At 33.5% G+C, this 17,966-nt stretch carries 20 protein-coding genes; 4 read left to right on the forward strand and 16 right to left on the reverse strand.

Translation table 11 applies throughout. The features are described from left to right. Window positions 1-4: 4 nt before the first annotated feature. From MHI00_RS12775 to MHI00_RS12795, 5 genes are all read right to left on the reverse strand, one after another. Window positions 5-691, reverse strand: coding sequence for a hypothetical protein (locus MHI00_RS12775; RefSeq protein WP_057000588.1), 687 nt, complete (start codon window positions 689-691; stop codon window positions 5-7). 189 nt (window positions 692-880) lie between these two features. After that, window positions 881-1,513: a glycoside hydrolase family 73 protein gene (locus MHI00_RS12780; RefSeq protein WP_016356346.1), complete on the reverse strand. Its 633-nt coding sequence runs from the start codon at window positions 1,511-1,513 to the stop codon at window positions 881-883. Window positions 1,514-1,853: 340 nt separating this feature from the next. Next, window positions 1,854-2,627 (reverse strand): M15 family metallopeptidase, encoded by a 774-nt coding sequence (locus MHI00_RS12785; protein WP_010054401.1) that lies wholly within the window; start codon window positions 2,625-2,627, stop codon window positions 1,854-1,856. Window positions 2,628-2,877: 250 nt separating this feature from the next. After that, on the reverse strand, window positions 2,878-3,417 hold the full coding sequence (locus MHI00_RS12790; RefSeq protein ID WP_010054397.1) for a hypothetical protein: 540 nt from the start codon (window positions 3,415-3,417) through the stop codon (window positions 2,878-2,880). Between the two features lie 146 nt (window positions 3,418-3,563). Next, window positions 3,564-4,613, reverse strand: coding sequence for an AI-2E family transporter (locus tag MHI00_RS12795; protein ID WP_035064421.1), 1,050 nt, complete (start codon window positions 4,611-4,613; stop codon window positions 3,564-3,566). A gap of 207 nt (window positions 4,614-4,820) precedes the next feature. On the opposite strand from MHI00_RS12795, the gene MHI00_RS12800 reads away from it, so the two are divergent. Beyond that, window positions 4,821-5,789 (forward strand): Gfo/Idh/MocA family protein, encoded by a 969-nt coding sequence (locus tag MHI00_RS12800; RefSeq protein WP_341114084.1) that lies wholly within the window; start codon window positions 4,821-4,823, stop codon window positions 5,787-5,789. 51 nt (window positions 5,790-5,840) lie between these two features. Here MHI00_RS12800 and MHI00_RS12805 read toward each other — a convergent pair whose 3' ends face one another. Beyond that, entirely contained in the window at window positions 5,841-6,284 is a 444-nt protein-coding gene (locus tag MHI00_RS12805) for a VOC family protein (RefSeq protein ID WP_010054394.1), read from the reverse strand. 103 nt (window positions 6,285-6,387) lie between these two features. Between MHI00_RS12805 and MHI00_RS12810 the strand changes: the two genes are divergently transcribed. Beyond that, window positions 6,388-7,332, forward strand: a complete 945-nt coding sequence (locus MHI00_RS12810) for a helix-turn-helix transcriptional regulator (protein ID WP_318589005.1) — start codon at window positions 6,388-6,390, stop codon at window positions 7,330-7,332. A gap of 55 nt (window positions 7,333-7,387) precedes the next feature. On the opposite strand, the gene MHI00_RS12815 is transcribed toward MHI00_RS12810, so the two are convergent. The 7 genes from MHI00_RS12815 to MHI00_RS12845 form a co-directional block, all read right to left on the reverse strand. After that, window positions 7,388-8,035 carry a CBS and ACT domain-containing protein gene (locus MHI00_RS12815; protein ID WP_010054392.1) on the reverse strand — a complete coding sequence of 216 codons (648 nt, stop codon included), beginning with the start codon at window positions 8,033-8,035 and terminating at the stop codon, window positions 7,388-7,390. Window positions 8,036-8,038: 3 nt separating this feature from the next. Next, the gene (locus tag MHI00_RS12820) at window positions 8,039-8,743 is read right to left on the reverse strand and encodes an ABC transporter ATP-binding protein (RefSeq protein ID WP_010054389.1); all 705 of its coding nucleotides are present in this window, start codon (window positions 8,741-8,743) and stop codon (window positions 8,039-8,041) included. Window positions 8,744-8,746: 3 nt separating this feature from the next. Then, window positions 8,747-9,520 carry an ABC transporter ATP-binding protein gene (locus tag MHI00_RS12825; protein ID WP_010054386.1) on the reverse strand — a complete coding sequence of 258 codons (774 nt, stop codon included), beginning with the start codon at window positions 9,518-9,520 and terminating at the stop codon, window positions 8,747-8,749. Further along, entirely contained in the window at window positions 9,521-10,492 is a 972-nt protein-coding gene (locus tag MHI00_RS12830; RefSeq protein ID WP_010054385.1) for a branched-chain amino acid ABC transporter permease, read from the reverse strand. 9 nt (window positions 10,493-10,501) lie between these two features. Further along, window positions 10,502-11,380, reverse strand: coding sequence for a branched-chain amino acid ABC transporter permease (locus tag MHI00_RS12835; RefSeq protein WP_010054383.1), 879 nt, complete (start codon window positions 11,378-11,380; stop codon window positions 10,502-10,504). A gap of 84 nt (window positions 11,381-11,464) precedes the next feature. Then, window positions 11,465-12,610 carry an ABC transporter substrate-binding protein gene (locus tag MHI00_RS12840; RefSeq protein ID WP_010054380.1) on the reverse strand — a complete coding sequence of 382 codons (1,146 nt, stop codon included), beginning with the start codon at window positions 12,608-12,610 and terminating at the stop codon, window positions 11,465-11,467. A gap of 189 nt (window positions 12,611-12,799) precedes the next feature. After that, on the reverse strand, window positions 12,800-13,804 hold the full coding sequence (locus MHI00_RS12845) for an aromatic acid exporter family protein (protein WP_229252294.1): 1,005 nt from the start codon (window positions 13,802-13,804) through the stop codon (window positions 12,800-12,802). A gap of 149 nt (window positions 13,805-13,953) precedes the next feature. Between MHI00_RS12845 and MHI00_RS12850 the strand changes: the two genes are divergently transcribed. Both MHI00_RS12850 and MHI00_RS12855 read left to right on the forward strand, forming a co-directional pair. Beyond that, complete coding sequence (locus tag MHI00_RS12850) at window positions 13,954-14,628, forward strand: YkyA family protein (protein ID WP_341114092.1); 675 nt, start codon at window positions 13,954-13,956, stop codon at window positions 14,626-14,628. A 20-nt stretch (window positions 14,629-14,648) separates the two neighbouring features. Continuing rightward, window positions 14,649-15,236 (forward strand): FUSC family protein, encoded by a 588-nt coding sequence (locus MHI00_RS12855; protein WP_010054373.1) that lies wholly within the window; start codon window positions 14,649-14,651, stop codon window positions 15,234-15,236. Between the two features lie 33 nt (window positions 15,237-15,269). Here the strand turns inward: MHI00_RS12855 and MHI00_RS12860 are convergent, their stop codons facing one another. From MHI00_RS12860 to MHI00_RS12870, 3 genes are all read right to left on the reverse strand, one after another. Next, window positions 15,270-16,721 (reverse strand): flotillin family protein, encoded by a 1,452-nt coding sequence (locus tag MHI00_RS12860; protein ID WP_341114096.1) that lies wholly within the window; start codon window positions 16,719-16,721, stop codon window positions 15,270-15,272. Between the two features lie 21 nt (window positions 16,722-16,742). Then, window positions 16,743-17,258 carry an NfeD family protein gene (locus tag MHI00_RS12865; protein ID WP_015075710.1) on the reverse strand — a complete coding sequence of 172 codons (516 nt, stop codon included), beginning with the start codon at window positions 17,256-17,258 and terminating at the stop codon, window positions 16,743-16,745. 139 nt (window positions 17,259-17,397) lie between these two features. After that, the gene (locus MHI00_RS12870) at window positions 17,398-17,925 is read right to left on the reverse strand and encodes an AAA family ATPase (protein ID WP_015075709.1); all 528 of its coding nucleotides are present in this window, start codon (window positions 17,923-17,925) and stop codon (window positions 17,398-17,400) included. Between the last annotated feature and the right edge of the window lie 41 nt (window positions 17,926-17,966).

Consider the following 17,966-nt stretch of genomic DNA (forward strand, 5'->3'; position numbering starts at 1 on the left):
AAGATTAACTATATTTTGCTTCTTCTTGATCACGATATTTTTCCATTTTCCGACTAAATAAAACACCATTGGTTGGAGGTGTATACGTAATTGTATTTGCACCTGCTGCAATTGTTTCGCTAATGGATTCAGGTGTAGGGCCACCGGTTGCCATAATAGCTACATCAGGAAAATCCTGTCTAATTTTGCGGACAATCCGAGCGGTATCGGCTCCACCGCTAACATTTAAAATAGACACACCTGCATCCAACTTTTCTTTAATATTCGTATATTCAGAAACAATTGTTCCTACAATTGGAATATCAATGTTATCACTGATTTCTTTAATTGTACTGATAGGCGTGGGTGCGTTGACAACGACGCCTATTGACCCTTGAGCTTCCGCAAATAAACTAATATTGGCAGAACGTGTCCCGTGAGTTAAGCCACCACCTACACCTGAAAAAACAGGGATATTGGCAACCATTGTAATACTTTGAATAATAGCCGGATGAGGAGTAAAGGGATACACTGCAATCACAGCATCCGCATCTGTATTCGCAATAATGGAAATATCTGTTGTAAAAATAATAGACTTAATCAATTTTCCAAAAACACGCATGCCACTAGCTGCTTCAATCTCTTTTGGAACTTCAATAATATCTTTTCTTAAATCCGTCGTTATAATAGGAACATTCTTTTTCTCAGACATAAGTTTATTTACCACCTTTAATATAAATATAAAATTTAAATTTAATTTTTCTGTATATAGCTATTTTACTCAATTTACGATCTTAATACCATCATTAGTTTAAACATTTACTATAAACAAAAAAATTAGCTGATAGAACGAAAGTCCAAGCTAATTTTCCACTCAATATAAATACATGTATTCATGAAATTATTTATCAAACTGATCTAATTTATATTGCTGAATCAATTCAATCAATTTTTCAGGATAAGTTGGATCTGTGGCATAACCACTAGCTTGCAATGCAAATGCAGCATCTCTGTAATTATCAGCAGCTAAAACAGCCGCATACTGTTGCGGATTCCAAGTTGTTCCTTCAACAAAGAGTTTGGTATGTGCATTCATCGAATCTTGCCAACTTTCATAAATTCGAAAACGCCCATTTATTTCAATCCACTCTTCATCAACAAATTCTTTGGTATTCATCAAAACAGTATTTGCCTCTTCACTCCCCTTAATTCCATAAAAGTTATTATACTTTTCAGATAGTTCGCTATTTCCCCAATTAGATTCCAGAATAGCCTGAGCAATACTAATACTTGGCAACACACCATATTCAGATTGAAGAACTTTTGCATAAGCTGAAATTTTATCAATAAAAGCTTGCTCTTGATCAATCTCAACAGCAACTTGAGCTTGTTGCGCATTCTCACGACTTGAAAGGAAAGAAAGTGTCCCAAAAAATACTAAGCAACTAATAAAAATACTAGCGACTAGATAGCTGGGAATGATTTTAATTGATTTTAACTTTTTTAAATTTTTATTCCCTTTTTTCAGTACCACTTATCTCACTCCTTGTATTAGTATGTTGAACTCGCAGCTTTAACTACGTCAGAAAAATAGGAAATTCCAAGAAAAGTGTCTCTTTACTTTTTTGGGAATTTATCTTTTTTCTCGAGTAGTTTGCGAGTGAAACTAGCCTAGTAAAAAGTTTGTTGAGTCGTTTAGGCCTGGCAGAAAAATAGGGAAATTTGATATGGCGCTTTTTGCCATCTCGAAATTTCATCTTTTTTCCAAAGGACTGACTCAAAAGAACTAGTCTAATGAAAAGTTTGTTGAATCGTTTAGGTCTACCAAAATACCATAAGAACTAACATGGAAAAAGCTCCTCGAGTTTAATAAACTATTTACCAGCTGCTTTTAATCTTTCAATATACTCTTCTAAACTTAAATGATTATCAACAATATATTTAGCATTCTCTTTTCCTACATATCTAAAATGCCATGACTCGTAACTGATTTTTGTAAAGCTTTCTTTATCCTTTGGGAAACGAAGAATAAAACCATAATCTTGCATTGTTTTGACTAACCATTTTTGCGAGTCTGTTTGATCATACTCTGGGATTAAACCTTTACCTGTTGCAAGCCACTGGTCATCTACAATATCAATCGCCAAAGCCGAGTGGTGTTCACTTGCTCCTGGAAATGCTACATATTCTTTGGTTTCTTTTAAGGCTTCCTCTTGGCTCATGCCTTTTGCTACGTTATCTTGAATCGATTGATCGTATACCGTTTGCTGTAAATCAATTGAACGATACGCTGAAATTAATTCCATATTAAAACCTGCATTTCTAGCAGCTTCCATCCAAGCCTGATAATCGGCTTCCATCCTTTGATCAATCTGTAAACCATTATCTACAACTGCTAAAGGAATCTCCCTTGTCGGATCCATTGGAAAATCAGAATTCACTAATAATAAGTTCCAATCGGCTGTTGAGACGTTTGGTAATGGTGCTATTGCAACTTTTTCCTCAGTTGCTTTGTCTTTTTCAGTAGTACTCGTTTTTGTAGTTTTATTTGTATTGTCAGTCGAATCTTTTGCTGTATTCTCACCTATAAACTGACATCCGCTAAGCAAAGTTAGAGAAAATAAAGAGATGATTATTTTTTTATTCATATAAGTTGACTCCAATTCTTTTTTATCGGTTCGCTTTTTAAGCAATAACTATCACGCTAGGAGTATGCTTAAATTTGTTTCTTTTAATTTCTCCTTATAAAAGTACCTTCCCTATCATACCATTTATTTTTTAATTTTTTAATAAGGAGTTCGTCTTTTTTATCTGTATGTATGGAAAGTTACATAAAAAAACGGAAAAACTCTTCTTACTCAAAAAAAGAACCATCCCAAAATGGATAGTTCTTGTCCTTTATTTAGTCATTGGCGGAAATTTTTCACCTATATTTTCATTAAACCATTCCAACAAGTCTTGTTTTTCTCGCTCAATTTGTTGTTGAATAATACCTGGTAAACGTAACTCAATGCTATCTTTATAACTCCAAAATTCATAATTAACCGAGACTCGTAATGTTGTTACTGCTGGTTTACGGTAGCTATTTTCTGTTTCTTCTTTTGAATCATTTCGTTTAAAATCTAAATCTGCTATACCACTATTCACCCATTTTTTTGCCACATAAAATTTCATGTGTTGAAATTCTGAGACTGGATTTTCAGCGACTTCCGGTAAAATAAGTGCATTTCGGCAAACTTTTTGTACAAGCATCCATTCATAATCAGTAAATAATAACGCTATTTTCTGCATGTTTTCAGCTTTTAATCCTTGTTCACCTTTTTTCCAACGATCCCAACTTTGTGGAGTAATCCCCAGTTGGTCTTTATAAAATGCTTTCTCACTAATAAATTGTTCTTTAATTGCCATTAAAACGATTTTTACCAAGGCTTGATTCATACTAATTCCTCCTCGTTCACAATCTAATTTCAAGTGCTTTATACTTTCATTTTACACTTAATACGTGAACTTTCAACTAATATCCCTTAGTATCTCTAACTAAAAAAAGTACCTACTGATTAAAAGCTAGGTACTTCGTTTTTAACTCATATTGTTGGGGATGTTTTTTCCTCTTTTTTTGTTCCAATTTTTTTTCGAATCGCTTTAACATCTAGTAGGTCTAGCAGAAAAACAAAAATTGGAATTCCCACAATTAGTCCCCAAACTCCGAAAAAGCGTTCTGAAAACAACAAAATTACAAATGTGAAAAAAACAGGTAACTCTGTTTTACTCGACATTAATTTTGGATTCAGTACATAAGATTCTAATGCATGGACAATCGCTATCATCCCTAAAATATAAACAACATCTGTAAATCCACCAATGCTGTACCCGATTAAAGCTAATGGAATACACGATATAATTACACCCGCAACTGGAATTAAACTTAAAATAAAAATCATAATTGATAAACTTACTAACTGAGGTAAACCTAGGAAATAAAGTCCAATTGTTGTAATCACGGTATTTGCTAAAGCAATTAAAAATTGTGCTTCTAGAACAACACCAAATGTTTCGACAAATTTCCCACCTAAATAGGCAACATCTTGCGAAAACCAACCAATCTTGCTGGTGAAAAATAAACGGCTAAATTCTCTGACACGTTTTTCTTCTATTGAAAAAAAGAAACTTAAAATAAAAGAAAGTAAAAAAGTCGCTCCCATTGATCCGATGCTAGTTAAGTAAGTTAACGCTAAACTTAAACCATTTTTCAGTTGATCTTTAATCTCTGTAGCATCTATATTTTGACCAATCCATTCAACAATCATACTACTCCGTGCTGGTGATTGATAAAAACGATAAACGGATTCAATCATCTGCCCGGTTTGATAAATTAATTTCGGAACATAATGGGTCAATGTAAAATAAAACAAAGAGACAATCACAGCGTATGTCACGATTACAATTAACGTTTGGGGGATTTTCACCCATCGTTGGACCGATTTTACTAGTCTTAAAATTAAAAATGTAAATATAAATGTTAATAAAATCATACTTATTGCTTCACGAATAAAATAAAGCGCTAAACATATGACTAAAAAGACACTAAAACGTCTTAATGAGTCGTTTCGTTTAAAATTCTCCCACATAACCATTTTCTATCTCATCCCTCTCTCCTCACTCATTTCCATTTTACCCTAACTACACTCTAATTAGAACACCTATAAATCCCAATTTCTCTTTCTTTTTAAATAATGCTCTAAAACAACTGCTATTCCTATCGATTTCGACATATTTTTGCTACAATTAGACTATTAACAGCATTTATTTTTGCAAGTAAATTTCGAATTAGGAGGAATTTTATGAAAACTATTAATTGGGCCATTATTGGCTTAGGAGCAATTGCAGACAGTTTTGCTCGTTCTTTTAATGTTAACGGTGGGACTTTATATGCAGCTGGTTCTCGTTCATTGGATAAAGCTCTTACTTTTACTCAAAAACATGCCATAGAAAAAGCTTATGGGGATTACGATCAATTAGTTCAAGATCCTAAAGTTGATGTTGTCTACATTGCAACACCACATAGTCATCATTTTGATTTAATTATTAAATGCCTAGAGCATGGGAAACATGTCTTATGTGAAAAAGCAATTACAATGAATGCGACACAATTGCAAGAAGCGATGGAGTTAGCAGAAAATAAAGGCTTAATCTTAGCAGAGGCCATGACTATTTTTCATATGCCACTATTTCACAAGCTTAAAGCGCTTATTGAAGGAGGAACTCTGGGCAAATTAAAAATGCTCCAAGTTTCTTTTGGAAGCTTAAAAGAAACCGACCCGACAAATCGGTTTTATAACAAAAATTTAGCTGGTGGAGCATTATTAGATATTGGTACGTATGCGTTATCTTTCGCTCGCTTTTTCTTAAACAGTCAACCAAATGAAATCTTAACAACCATGAATTTATTTGAAACTGGAGTGGATGAACAATCAGCTATTATTCTAAAAAACGAGCTAAATGAAATGGCGATTGTTGCGCTAACCTTTAGAGCTAAAATGCCTAAACGCGGAATTATTGCTTGTGAAGATGGCTATATTACTGTTGACGAATACCCTAGAGCTACACGTGCAACAATCACGCGCCCAGACGGAACAACTGAAATCGTTGAGGCCGGAGTTGAAGCAGAAGCTTTAAATTATGAAGCGCAAAAGATGACAAATTTAATTTTAGAAGGACAAGGTGAAAATTACCTTACTCTCTCCCACGATGTTCTTAAAATGATGGATTCAGCTAGAAAACAATGGGGATTACATTACGATTTTGAATAGCAAAAAAACAGCAAAACTTGGATTTCTTAGCAAGTCTTGCTGTTTTTACTATTACTTTTTGGCTTGTTTTTCATTAACCAGTTGAATCGTTATACCAAAAGGATCTTCAACAATTCCATATGCATTACCAAAAATATTAGGTTCCAAAGGAATCACTATCTTAACATTAGGATGAGTATTTAATTTTGCATACATTTTCTTGATTTCTTCCACTTCTCCAGTAATGCAAAGTGAGAAATTAGTCCCGATAATCTCTTTTTTATTGGCACTCATAATTTCATCGGCCACCATTAACATCCCTCCGCCTATTTCTAAAACGGAGTGAGCAATATAGTTCGCTTCTGCTTCAATAAATTCAAAAGTCGGATCCATCTCTTTTAATTCTACATAATTTTTTATAAATAAAACCTTAGCCTCTAAATATTCTTGATAAAATGAAATTGCTTCTTTTGCTCTCCCATTCATTGAAAGAAATGTTGTTAATTGTACTGTCATTTTTATTCATCCCTTCTTTGATAAAATCTAAGCTCTAGTATTCACTTACAAGTTCAATTATACTATCAATAGGTACCAAAACATGACATCGTTAGGAGAATCTATGAAAAAAGATGTACGGCTGACAAAAGAACTTTATTTTATTAATAACAGAGTAAAGTTTAACTTACGTGATTTAATGGATGAATTTTCGATTTCAAAAAGTACGGCGTTACGAGATATTTCTTCACTAGAAGAAATAGGTGTTCCACTGTATGCTGAGTATGGAAAAAATGGAGGATATCAAGTGATTAACCAACACTTTCTCCCTCCTGTTTATTTTTCAGATGACGAAGTTTTCTCTATTTTTTTTGCTATGCAAATGCTAGCTTTCTTTATTACAACGCCTTTTCAATCTGAATCTGATTTTATCACTAAAAAGTTAATTGAAAGCTTGCCTGATAATCAAAAAAATGCACTGAATATCATGAAAAAAAGGCTTTCTTTTAATGGTTCACCTCAACATTATCCAACCTTTTTTCTAAAAGAATTACTTCTTTACTCAATGAACCAAAATGTTGTTCAAATTAGCTATCAAAAAAAAGACTTAACGCTAACTAAGCGTTGGATTCAACCTTTAGGACTTGAAGCGATGGATGGAAAATGGTATTGTAACGCTTTTGATTTTGAAAAAAATGACTATCGAATTTTTCGTTGTGACTTAATTCTAGAACTTACAGAATCTAAACGATATGTAGCAAAAGATTTTGCGGATTTTGATATTCGCCAACATCATTTAAAAAAGAATAAAAGCCAAGCTGCTACTGAATTCACAGTACAACTGACTACTTTTGGAGTAGAGCGTTTTAATCAACGACACTATCCTAATATGAGTTTAGTTGAGGAAAAAGGTGATTTTTATATACAAGGTTGGTTCGAAACCCATGAGTTAAACTTTATGGTAGACTATTTGATTACTTTTGGAGATTCAGCTAAAATTATTGCTCCTCAAAGCCTTATTGCTCTCTATAAAGATAAACTTAAAATAATGTTATCTCATTATCAATAAACAAAGCTAGACTTTTCTTTAACCCTAAAAGGTTTAGAAAAGACTAGCTTTTTAGTTATCCTTCTTTTAAACTACATGAACTAACTGTATATCCATTATCCATTAATTTTTGTTTTATTTTAGCAACTTCAACACTTGCAACTTGAATCACAACCTGAGTTAGACCAGCTTGACGATAAACAGCAATTTGATCGATATTCATTTGCTCTTCTGTAAACAGATGTGTTAGTTTTTCTAAAATCCCTGTATGATCATCCTTAATGTCAACAACAACCCGCGTTCCTTGGTTATAGTAACCTAATAAATCTAAAAAGGCAGCAAAAATATCTTTTTCTGTTATAATTCCGACTAATTTATGATCTGTTCCAATAACTGGAAGAACGCTCACTTGATTTTTGCGCATTGTATCTGCAGCTTCTTCTAACAATGCATCAGGGGCAATTGTAATCACATTCTTTAACATGATATCTCCGACAGCTGTCTTAGTTAATAGATAATTCATTTCATGGATACTTAAACTAGTAGCTGTTGAAGGGGAATTTTCTTGAATAATCCCTTCTGTGACTAAGCCTTTAATTTGTCCATCTTTTGTGACTGGTAATCGATGAATTTGATGATCTTTCATCAAATCTAAAGCTTCTAAAATTTTAGTTTCTTCGGAAATTGTGATGACTTCAGCAGTCATATAATTTTTTACATACATGTTTTATCCTCCTAAATAGGCTTTTTGAACTTCATCACTCGCTAATAATTCCTCGCCAGTTCCACTTAGTACAACTTTTCCAGTTTCTAAAACATACCCTCGATTTGAAATAGATAGCGCTACTTTCGCATTTTGTTCAATCAATAAAACCGTTGTTCCTTGCTGATTAATGTCTTTAATAATGCTAAAAATTTCTTTAATAAAGATAGGTGCGAGCCCCATTGAGGGTTCATCAAGCAATAGAAGTTTAGGCCTTGACATCATGGCTCTCCCCATTGCAACCATTTGTTGCTCTCCGCCTGAAAGTGTCGCTGTATCTTGTTTTTTCCGTTCTGCTAAAACCGGAAAACGTTCATAGATGTTTTCTAGGTCTTGCTTAATTCCATCTTTATCTTTACGTAGATAGGCACCTAATTCAAGATTTTCTAAAACTGTCATACCACTAAAAACATGGCGCCCTTCTGGAACTAAAGAGATGCCGGATTCCACAATTTTTTTAGTGGATGCTTTTTGAATCGGCGTATCTTTAAAAAGGATTTCCCCTTCACTAGGACGATATAAACCTGAAATTGCTTTTAATATTGTTGATTTCCCTGCACCATTTGCACCGATTAGCGAAACAATTTCACCTTCATGAACTTCAAAATTTATTTTATTTATGGCTTGAATCACACCATAATGAACAGATAAGTCTTTTACTTTTAACATCTCTTAGTCACCACCTAAATAAGCTTTGATTACGGCTTGATTATTTTTAATTTCTTCTGGTGTTCCATGTGCAATCATCCGACCGTATTCTAATACATAAATTCGTTCGCAAACATTCATTACTAATGACATATCATGTTCAATTAAAAGAATCGTTATTTTGAAATCTTTTTGAATTTGACGAATTAGTGCTGTTAATTCAGCTGTTTCTTGTGGATTCATTCCGGCAGCTGGTTCATCTAAAAATAGAATTTTAGGCTTTGTTGCTAAAGCTCTTACGATTTCCAAACGACGTTGTTCACCATAAGGTAAATTCTTAGCTAAATGGTCTAATTTATTCTCAAGCTGAAAAATAGCTAGTAAGTCAATCGCTTCTTGGCGCATTTTCGCTTCAGAACGATAAAACCCTGGTGTTCTCATTACGCTAGCTAATCCGCCAACTTTATTTTTTGCATGCATGGCAATTAAGACATTTTCTAATACGCTTAATTCTTTAAATAAACGAATATTTTGAAACGTACGAGCTAAACCTAAATCAGTAATTTTGTAAGGTTTTTGTCCATTTAACACATTTTTTTTACCGTTTGTATTTAATTCTACTGTTCCTTCTGTTGGAACATAGACACCCGTTAAAAGATTAAATAAAGTCGTTTTACCTGCTCCATTTGGACCAATTAATCCGATTAATTCATTTTCTCCTAGTTCCAAACTTACCATTGAAACTGCTGCTAAACCACCGAAATTTTTAGTTAATTTTTTTACTTCTAATAAACTCATTTATTTTTCCTCCTTTTTTGTAGGAGTTTTTTTACTAAATTTCGCTATTAAACCACTGATTGTGAATTCTTTTGTTCCTAGCAAGCCTGACGGTTTAAAAACCATAATTGCAATTAAGGCTACAGCATAGATGATCATTCTTACAGCACCGAAATCCTGCAAAAGAACATTGATAATGCCTAAAACTACGGCAGCAATAAATGTTCCTGTAATACTACCTAATCCACCAAATACAACAATAATTAAAATATCGACAGATTTCATAAAGCCAAAATCAGACGGAGTAATGACACTAAAATAACTCGCATACAAAGCTCCACCAACACTAGCTGTTGCTGCTCCAATCATAAATGCAATGGTTTTATATTTAGTTGTATTAATCCCCATAGATTCCGCCGCTATCTCATCTTCTCGAATAGCAACAGTTGCTCGTCCAGAACTACTGCGAATATAGTTCACAATGACAATCGTCACTAATACGATAAAAATGAATAAAACTGGCCATGTTGTAAACATCGGTATTCCGCTTAATCCGGCTGCCCCATTCGTTAAATCTCCCATATTCAAGATCGCAATTCGAATAATTTCACTGACTCCTAAAGTTGCAATCGCTAAATAATCGCCCTTTAAACGCAAGGTTGGAATCCCAACAATCAACGCCACAATACTAGCCATAATAATTCCTAAAATAATACCAGCAAAGAAGCCTGTCCAATTTGGCATTTTTAAAGTCATAATTCCACAACAATAGGCACCAATTGACATAAATCCAGCATGCCCCAACGAAAATTGACCTGAAAAACCGATAATTAAATTCAAACCTAAAGCTAAAATAATATTAATTCCAATCGTAATCAACGTAATCTCATAGAAAGCGTCAATAATACCTAAGTAGACGCCTGCTCCAATTATGCCATAAATAGCGGCAATAAAAATGAGCCAGCCAAGATTTGTTTTATTGAATTGTTTCATTTTTATCACCTACACTTTTTCTTTAGTATTTTTGCCTAATAAACCAGATGGCTTAACAATTAAAATCACAATTAAGATTCCATATACAACAGCATCTTTAATCATTGAATTTCCGTAGCCACTGATCAATGTTTCAATAATCCCAATCGTAAATCCACCAAACATGGCACCTGGGATTAGGCCAATGCCACCTAAAACAGCCGCAATAAATGCTTTTAGCCCTGGAGCAGTTCCCATCATTGGTGAAATTGAATTGTAATAAATTCCTACTAAAACTCCTGCCGCACCAGCTAAAGCTGAACCTAAAGCAAAAGTGAATGAAATCGTGTTATCTACATTAATCCCCATTAATTTTGCAGCATCTGCATCAACACTAACAGCACGCATTGCTTTCCCCATTTTGGTTTTTTTCACAATGAATTGTAAAGCTAACATCAACACAATTGTTACGACAAAAATAGTAATTTGTTGCTCATCAATTGTAATACCACCTAATGAATAACTTTTATTTTGTAATGTTTCGGGAAAAGCCTTCACTTCAGGTCCCATAATAAACAGTACAATATATTGTAATAAGAAAGAAACCCCTATTGCTGTAATTAAAGCAGCTACTCGCGTGGCTTTACGCAAAGGTTTGTAAGCTACTCGTTCAACGACTACTCCCAAAATAGCACAAAATACCATTGAAAAAAGTAATGCTGGAATAAGTCCTAAATTAAAATTACGAATCACTGTATATCCAACGTACGATCCCACCATATAAACTTCTCCGTGGGCAAAGTTAATTAACTTGATAATGCCATAAACCATTGTGTAACCTAGGGCAATCAATGCATAAATACTGCCTAATGACAGACCATTAATCAATTGCTGAATAAAATTTTCCATAAAAGCACCTCTTTTTAATAAACGAATTTAAATACGAAAAGCTGAAGGGAATTCCTTCAGCTCGATAAAGCTAGTATTTTATTTTTAAGGTTCTACAACCGTATTGCTAACTTCTTTACCATCTTCTAATTTGATAACTAAGGTTGATTTTACTGGGTTGTGTTCTTTATCCATTGTAATTTTACCTGTTACTCCATCAAAGTCTTTAATTTTAGCTAATTCATCTTTTACTTTTTCTGGATCTGCTTCTCCAGCATTTTCAATTGCTTTTGCAATCATATAAACTGAATCATAAGCTAATGCTGAGAAAGCATCTGGTGTCTTGTCATTTTCTTTTTTAAAGGCTGCAACAAAGTCAGTAACTTTAGGGTTCTCACTCTTATCTGAATAATGTGCTGTATAATAAACATCATTTAGATTTTTAGCTTGAGCCAAATCAACTAATTTTTCATTGCCAAAACCATCAGCTCCCAAGATAGGTTGTGTAATACCTAATTCTCTTGCTTGTTTAATGATTAAACCAGCTTCTTCATAATAAGAAGGCATATACAAAACATCGAAGTTTTTGTCTTTAATTTTAGTTAAGACCGCTTTAAAATCTTTATCTCCAGTTGTAAAATTGACTTCATCTACGATGTCACCTTTAAAGCTATCTTTAAAGCTTTTTGTTAACCCTTTTGCGTAATCACTTGAACTATCGCCAATGATAACCGCTTTTTTCGCATTCAAATCCTTGGTTGCAAAGTTCGCCAGTGCCACACCTTGGAATGAATCTTGGAAACAAACACGATAAACATAGTCCCAAACTTTTCCGTTTTCAACAGTTACAGAATCGTCTGTTCCTGATGGTGTCACCATTGGTACTTTTGCTTTTGTTACACTTGGAGTAGCAGCTTTAACTGCTCCAGATGTTGCTGGTCCAACAATTGCCACTACATTCTCTTTTGTTGCTAATTTTGTTGCTACACTAGCTGACTCAGCCTTGTCTGATTTATTATCTAATTTAACTAATTCCAAATCTTTGCCTAAGACACCGCCATTTTTATTGATTTCCTCAACAGCTAACTTAGCTCCTTCATATTCAGCTGTTCCATAAGCCGAAACTGGACCTGATAATTCTAAATTCGCACCAATTTTAATTGTTTTAGAATCTTTTGCTGCTCCTCCACCTGCTCCACATCCTGTGGCCATAATTGCCAAAACTGCCAAACTCGCGACTATTTTCTTCATGTATTTTCCCCCTTGTATTATCCTGCTAAATAATTGCTATTTTATGTATTCATTTGTTCTAAATTTTCTGAACATTCAATGAATATAAATGTAAGTATAGAATATTCTGACAATTTAATCAATAGCTTATTGTCTAAATATTAAAAAAAAATGAGGAAGTGACATTTTAATGACACTTCCTCATACGAACTAGACACTTATTTTCTTTTCTGAAGCAAATTCTTTATAGAAAACTTGTTTGATTTCAATAAAATGCATAAAATCATTTAACATTTTAAATAACATCGCTCGATTTTCAAATTCAGCCCGTGTTTCAGGTAATGGACTATTTCTAAAATGTTCAAAAAGCTTTTGAATATCTGCCATTAACTGATCAGCAGAATTATTTTCATGTAACCCTTCCGCTGTTCGAATCAACATCTCAGCTAATTTTTCATTTTCCATTGTAGGTAAATGACACTGACTTAGATCTTCTTTGATTTGATGCAAGACATAGGTTTGCATTTGCCGCATATCAAAATATTTTATATAGTAATAACTTTGTCCAAAAAATTGATTATTATGTTGATTCTTAGCTAGATTCACAGCTTCATTTAAAAGTTGATTTAGTTTAATTAAAAGCGGATTTTCTTCACTGTGAAAATGGCCATTTCGTAATGTGCCTGAAAAGTCTAATAAAATTAGTTTCATTTGATTTTCACATTCCATTTGTAACTCCTGCAATCTGCCTTCACTAGATGGCATATATAAATTAGCTAAAATCGCAATACTTAAACCAATGAGCATTAAACCAAAAGAATTGGTCCACCAGTCTACTGAGGTGCTTTCTTCGATTAAAAAATGAGTAACTAAAACAGAACTAACAACAATTCCATCGGTTAAACTTAAACGCACAGCTAACGGGATAAATACAACTAAATATAAACCAAATGCGAGTGGATTAAATCCGACTAAATTAAAGAAAATCGAAGAAATTCCCAAGGCTAGTAAGGTTGATAGAATCCTTTGCCCAGCTAATGTAATTGATTTTTTTTTCGTATTTTGGACACTTAAAATAGTGATAATTCCTGCTGATACAGCATAATTCAACTGAAATTTCTCAGCAATAAAAATCGCAATTGCTGCTCCAACTGCCGTTTTAATGGTCCTTAAACCAATTCTCATATTCTCACCTTTTCTTTTTTCTTCTATCATAGCATGTATTCTAAAAAAACATGCAACTATTTTCTGAAATTTTAATGATTAAGTTCTGGGATTATCACATGTAGTTCTTGCAATTCTTCAATTTTCCTTTATCATAGTTTAAGTAGCACTACACACAATGATTCAATTTATAAGAAGGAGTGTTCTATTTGAATTTTAAGTTACTAAACAAAAAAGTCTATTTCGTTTTATTGCCGCTATTGTTCTTAGTATTAGCTAGTTGTGGTAACACTGAGGAACGCGCTGGAGCTAAAAAAATTGCCGAAGAAAATAATGAGAGAATTGAAAATATCAATACTCATTTAGAAAAATATGAAGCTTTAGAAGAAGATATGATGACAGCTTTAAGTAACGATTTAAAAGATAAAAATGCTGAAAAAATCATTAGAAAGAAAACAGGTGAAGTTGGCGAAAACTTTAAAGCTCGTAAAAAAGAACTTGCAAGTATTCAAAAAAATATGACTAAACTTAAAGAAAATCAAGATACTTTACTTGATTATCAAGCAAAAAAAGCAGTCGATATGCCTGAAACTGAATTAGAAAATGCGATTCAAACTCTTAAACAACTTAGTATCACCTATGATTTATTTTATACCTATTATGAAAAAACAGTGGATGCCGAATCTGAATTTTATCAAAATTTTTCTTCTGATATGAAGAAAGAGGAATTAGCAGAAGCAATTAGTTTGATTAATATCAGTCATGGTGCCGCTTTTCAACAATTGGAAGTTCTAAGTGCTGATCTCAGCTCAACTGCCTTCGCAATGACAAATTTAGCTGATGCAATTAAGGAAAAAGATAAAAAAACTCAATAAAAATCAGGGTGATGATAATAATGGAACTTGGACAATTTAGACTTGGTATGAGAACAGTAAAAACAGGAATTGCAGTTGCAATTTGTATTCTAATCTTCCATTATAGTGGACGTGGAACTCCTATGATTGCTTCTTTATCTGCCGTTTTCGCCTTAAGAGAAGATGTTGAAACAACTGTTAAGTTTGGAAAATCTAGGATTTTGGGCAACTCAATCGGAGCTTTAATTGCTGCCTTATTTATTTTTATTCAAGGACAACTAGGCTCTTCTTTCCTAATTGAATTAATTGGTATCCCTTTTTGTATTATGTTCATTATTATCATTTGTGATGGTATTAATTACAACTCTGGAATTATTGGAGCGATTGCGACTTTATTAATTATTTATTTTTCAATTCCTAATAATGAAACTTTTATTTATGCATTAGAACGTGTTGGAGATACATTTATTGGCACCTTTATCGCTATTACCATTAACCATTTAATTCGAACTCCTGCTCATGAAGAGGTCAAAGAGATTAAAGCCGATTTGAAAACTTTAGATGAAGAGAAAGCAGAGCTTGAAGAACTTTTAAACGATACAAAACCTAAAAACAGCAAAAAAAAATAACCTAAAACTCATTTTAGAGCTTTAGGTTATTTTTTATTTATCTTGGTGAATGTCTTGATGAATCGTTTGAGGTGCTTTTGTTACAAATTTTTCAATCAAATCTTTAACATCTAAGCCAGTTGTTTCTTTTAAAGTTTCTTGTGAAGTCGCTAATAAATTCGTTGCATAATTGGCGACTCGATTTGCGCCACTTCCTTCACCTTGACCATTATCAATAACTGTAATTTTTTCAATATTCCCCATTGGTTGGGCCGCTTCTTTCACCATGTTTGGTAACATTTCAACTACCATAGATAGAATAGCTGCTTCACCATATTGTTTAAAGGCTTCAGCAATCTTGGCTTTTGCCTCAGCATCTGCCTGTCCTTTTGCTAAAATAGCATCAGCGATTGCTTGTCCTTCTAAACGAACTTGGTTAGCATTGGCTGTTGCCATAGCTTCAACCCGGAATTGATCCGCTTCAGCTTCAGCAACTTCTCTAGCTTTGTTAGCTAAGGCTTCCTGTTCTTTCGCATAACGATCAGCATCGGCTTTTTTCTTCACTTCTGAATCGTATTGTTTCTCACGACGCGTAATTTCTTTTTCTTCTAATTCAATTTGTTTTTGACGCTCAATAATTTTAACCGTCATTTCTTCTTCTGTAACTTTTTGTTGAGCTTTAGCACTTTCTAAACCGTATGCTTGATCGGCTTGGGCCTTCGCAATATCTTGCTCTTGCTTGTAAGCTGCTAGTTTCAATTCTTTTTCTTTTAAGGCCTCTGCTACTTCTGTTTCACGTTCTAATTCTGATTTTTTTGAGTTCTTTTCAGCTTCGGCACGTTTAATTCTAGTTTCTTTGTCTGCTTCAGCAATTGCAATATCAGCATCACGCTTCACTTGAGCAATCCGAGGTTTACCTAATGAATCTAAGTAGCCATTTTTATCTTTTACTTCTTTAATTGTAAAGGAAACAATAATTAAACCCATTTTTGCCAAATCAACACTGGCAACTTCTTGAACACTTTGGCTAAATTTATCTCGATTTTGATAGATTTCTTCAACTGTCATTGAGCCTAAGATTGACCGCAGATGACCTTCTAAAACCTCACGAGCTTCATTTTCTAATTCGTCTCTGGTTTTACTTAAAAATTGTTCAGCTGCTGTTGCAATTTCTTCAACAGAAGAGCCAATTTTAATAATGGATGTTCCATCAGCCATAACCGGAACACCTTGCTCTGTATAAACTTCTGGTGTTGATACATCTAACTTGCTTGATAATAAACTTAAACGATTAGAACGTTGGAAAACAGGTAACACAAATGCTCCCCCACCACGAACAATTTTAATTTTATTACCAGAATCATCTTTAAATACATTTTTTACACCTAAATAACTTCCACTGATAATTAAAGCTTCATCAGGATTAGCTGTTTGATACTTTGAAATAAAAATTACTAAACACATTAATACAACAAAAACACACAAACCAATTACCAAATACGACATTTTCCCCCAACCTCTCTTTTTTTAAAATGCTTCTTCGTAAGGAACTACATACGCAACACGTTCCTTAATCTCAATCACTAAAACTTTTTCTCCCGCTTTGATTGCCTGGCCTGCCTGATAACGACTAGCTGGTCTGGTACTTGAACCGGTCACACTCTTTAAACTAATTTCTCCCATACCTTTTTCCGGGATTGGTGTTACAACAATTCCAATTCGTCCTTCCATATCTTTTTCAGATGTGGATAAGGTGGATTCGGCATCTCGCATTGGCACAACTAAATAAAAATTCAATAAAAAAATAATTATTGTTGAAATTACTAGACTCACTAATAAAATCCAAGCGCTTCCAAATCCAGTATGAGCTTCCCCTAAGTAACCGAACAATGAAGTAAAGGCAAAGAAGGGCACAATTAAAACTGGATCAATGGGTCCATCAAAATCAATAATATCACCAATAAAAAAAGTGATTACCGCCAAAATAGCCGTCACAATTAAAATATAGAAGTAAACCGTTTCATAGGTCGTTCCCCATAGCATCTTCTTCACTTCCTCTCATTAACTATATTGTAGCAATAATCCTTTATAATTGGTATCCTTTTCGTAAGTAAATTTGTTTGTCCAGCTTTTAAATAACGAAAACAATCTCATTTATTTATCAAAAAAATTTGCCTATTGTCTATGTTTTATCACTTTTAGAACTAGGTAAATTTTCAATAAAAAAGTTCACTTCTTTTTTCGAACGAAGGACAATTAAAGTTTGTTCTGGCTTCAAACCTTTTAATTTTTCAATTAAACTAGGACGAACTTTTTTAGAAAATGTCCAAACAAACTTGAGAAATTCCGTATCCAGTTGCTCTACACATCCAGGACTCATATCCACTCGAACTCGACCATAATTTTGAAAATAGCGTTTAAAAATGCGTGGAAAATAAAGACGGCGTGGAACGTCTAAGAAAATAATCGCATCTGCTTTTTCTATCCGGATTTCTAAAGAATGATTAAAATTCCCATCAATAATCCATTCCTCTTTTTTTACAATTTCTTGTAGTTTTTCAGTAAATGCTTCTTGAGAAATAGATTTCCACCCTGCCTGCCAAAAAAGCTGATCCAAATGATACAAAGGCAGATTTAGAATAGGGGCAATTTTTCTTGCTAGGGTTGATTTCCCTGAACCAGATGGTCCTATGACAATAATTTTTTTCATTACAATCCTCCTCTTAAACACACTAAATAGATATTTTATCA

Source organism: Carnobacterium sp. FSL E2-0243 (assembly GCF_038003605.1).
In the GTDB taxonomy this organism is placed as follows: domain Bacteria; phylum Bacillota; class Bacilli; order Lactobacillales; family Carnobacteriaceae; genus Carnobacterium; species Carnobacterium maltaromaticum.

What these genes read in the sequence shown, in the direction of transcription:
- MHI00_RS12775 (WP_057000588.1), bottom strand. Translation starts at nt 691, where the DNA reads ATGTCTGAGAAAAAGAATGTTCCTATTATAACGACGGATTTAAGAAAA.
- MHI00_RS12785 (WP_010054401.1), bottom strand. Translation starts at nt 2,627, where the DNA reads ATGAATAAAAAAATAATCATCTCTTTATTTTCTCTAACTTTGCTTAGC.
- MHI00_RS12790 (WP_010054397.1), bottom strand. Translation starts at nt 3,417, where the DNA reads ATGAATCAAGCCTTGGTAAAAATCGTTTTAATGGCAATTAAAGAACAA.
- MHI00_RS12795 (WP_035064421.1), bottom strand. Translation starts at nt 4,613, where the DNA reads ATGGTTATGTGGGAGAATTTTAAACGAAACGACTCATTAAGACGTTTT.
- MHI00_RS12800 (WP_341114084.1), top strand. Translation starts at nt 4,821, where the DNA reads ATGAAAACTATTAATTGGGCCATTATTGGCTTAGGAGCAATTGCAGAC.
- MHI00_RS12805 (WP_010054394.1), bottom strand. Translation starts at nt 6,284, where the DNA reads ATGACAGTACAATTAACAACATTTCTTTCAATGAATGGGAGAGCAAAA.
- MHI00_RS12810 (WP_318589005.1), top strand. Translation starts at nt 6,388, where the DNA reads ATGAAAAAAGATGTACGGCTGACAAAAGAACTTTATTTTATTAATAAC.
- MHI00_RS12815 (WP_010054392.1), bottom strand. Translation starts at nt 8,035, where the DNA reads ATGTATGTAAAAAATTATATGACTGCTGAAGTCATCACAATTTCCGAA.
- MHI00_RS12820 (WP_010054389.1), bottom strand. Translation starts at nt 8,743, where the DNA reads ATGTTAAAAGTAAAAGACTTATCTGTTCATTATGGTGTGATTCAAGCC.
- MHI00_RS12825 (WP_010054386.1), bottom strand. Translation starts at nt 9,520, where the DNA reads ATGAGTTTATTAGAAGTAAAAAAATTAACTAAAAATTTCGGTGGTTTA.
- MHI00_RS12830 (WP_010054385.1), bottom strand. Translation starts at nt 10,492, where the DNA reads ATGAAACAATTCAATAAAACAAATCTTGGCTGGCTCATTTTTATTGCC.
- MHI00_RS12835 (WP_010054383.1), bottom strand. Translation starts at nt 11,380, where the DNA reads ATGGAAAATTTTATTCAGCAATTGATTAATGGTCTGTCATTAGGCAGT.
- MHI00_RS12840 (WP_010054380.1), bottom strand. Translation starts at nt 12,610, where the DNA reads ATGAAGAAAATAGTCGCGAGTTTGGCAGTTTTGGCAATTATGGCCACA.
- MHI00_RS12845 (WP_229252294.1), bottom strand. Translation starts at nt 13,804, where the DNA reads ATGATAGAAGAAAAAAGAAAAGGTGAGAATATGAGAATTGGTTTAAGG.
- MHI00_RS12855 (WP_010054373.1), top strand. Translation starts at nt 14,649, where the DNA reads ATGGAACTTGGACAATTTAGACTTGGTATGAGAACAGTAAAAACAGGA.
- MHI00_RS12860 (WP_341114096.1), bottom strand. Translation starts at nt 16,721, where the DNA reads ATGTCGTATTTGGTAATTGGTTTGTGTGTTTTTGTTGTATTAATGTGT.
- MHI00_RS12865 (WP_015075710.1), bottom strand. Translation starts at nt 17,258, where the DNA reads ATGCTATGGGGAACGACCTATGAAACGGTTTACTTCTATATTTTAATT.
- MHI00_RS12870 (WP_015075709.1), bottom strand. Translation starts at nt 17,925, where the DNA reads ATGAAAAAAATTATTGTCATAGGACCATCTGGTTCAGGGAAATCAACC.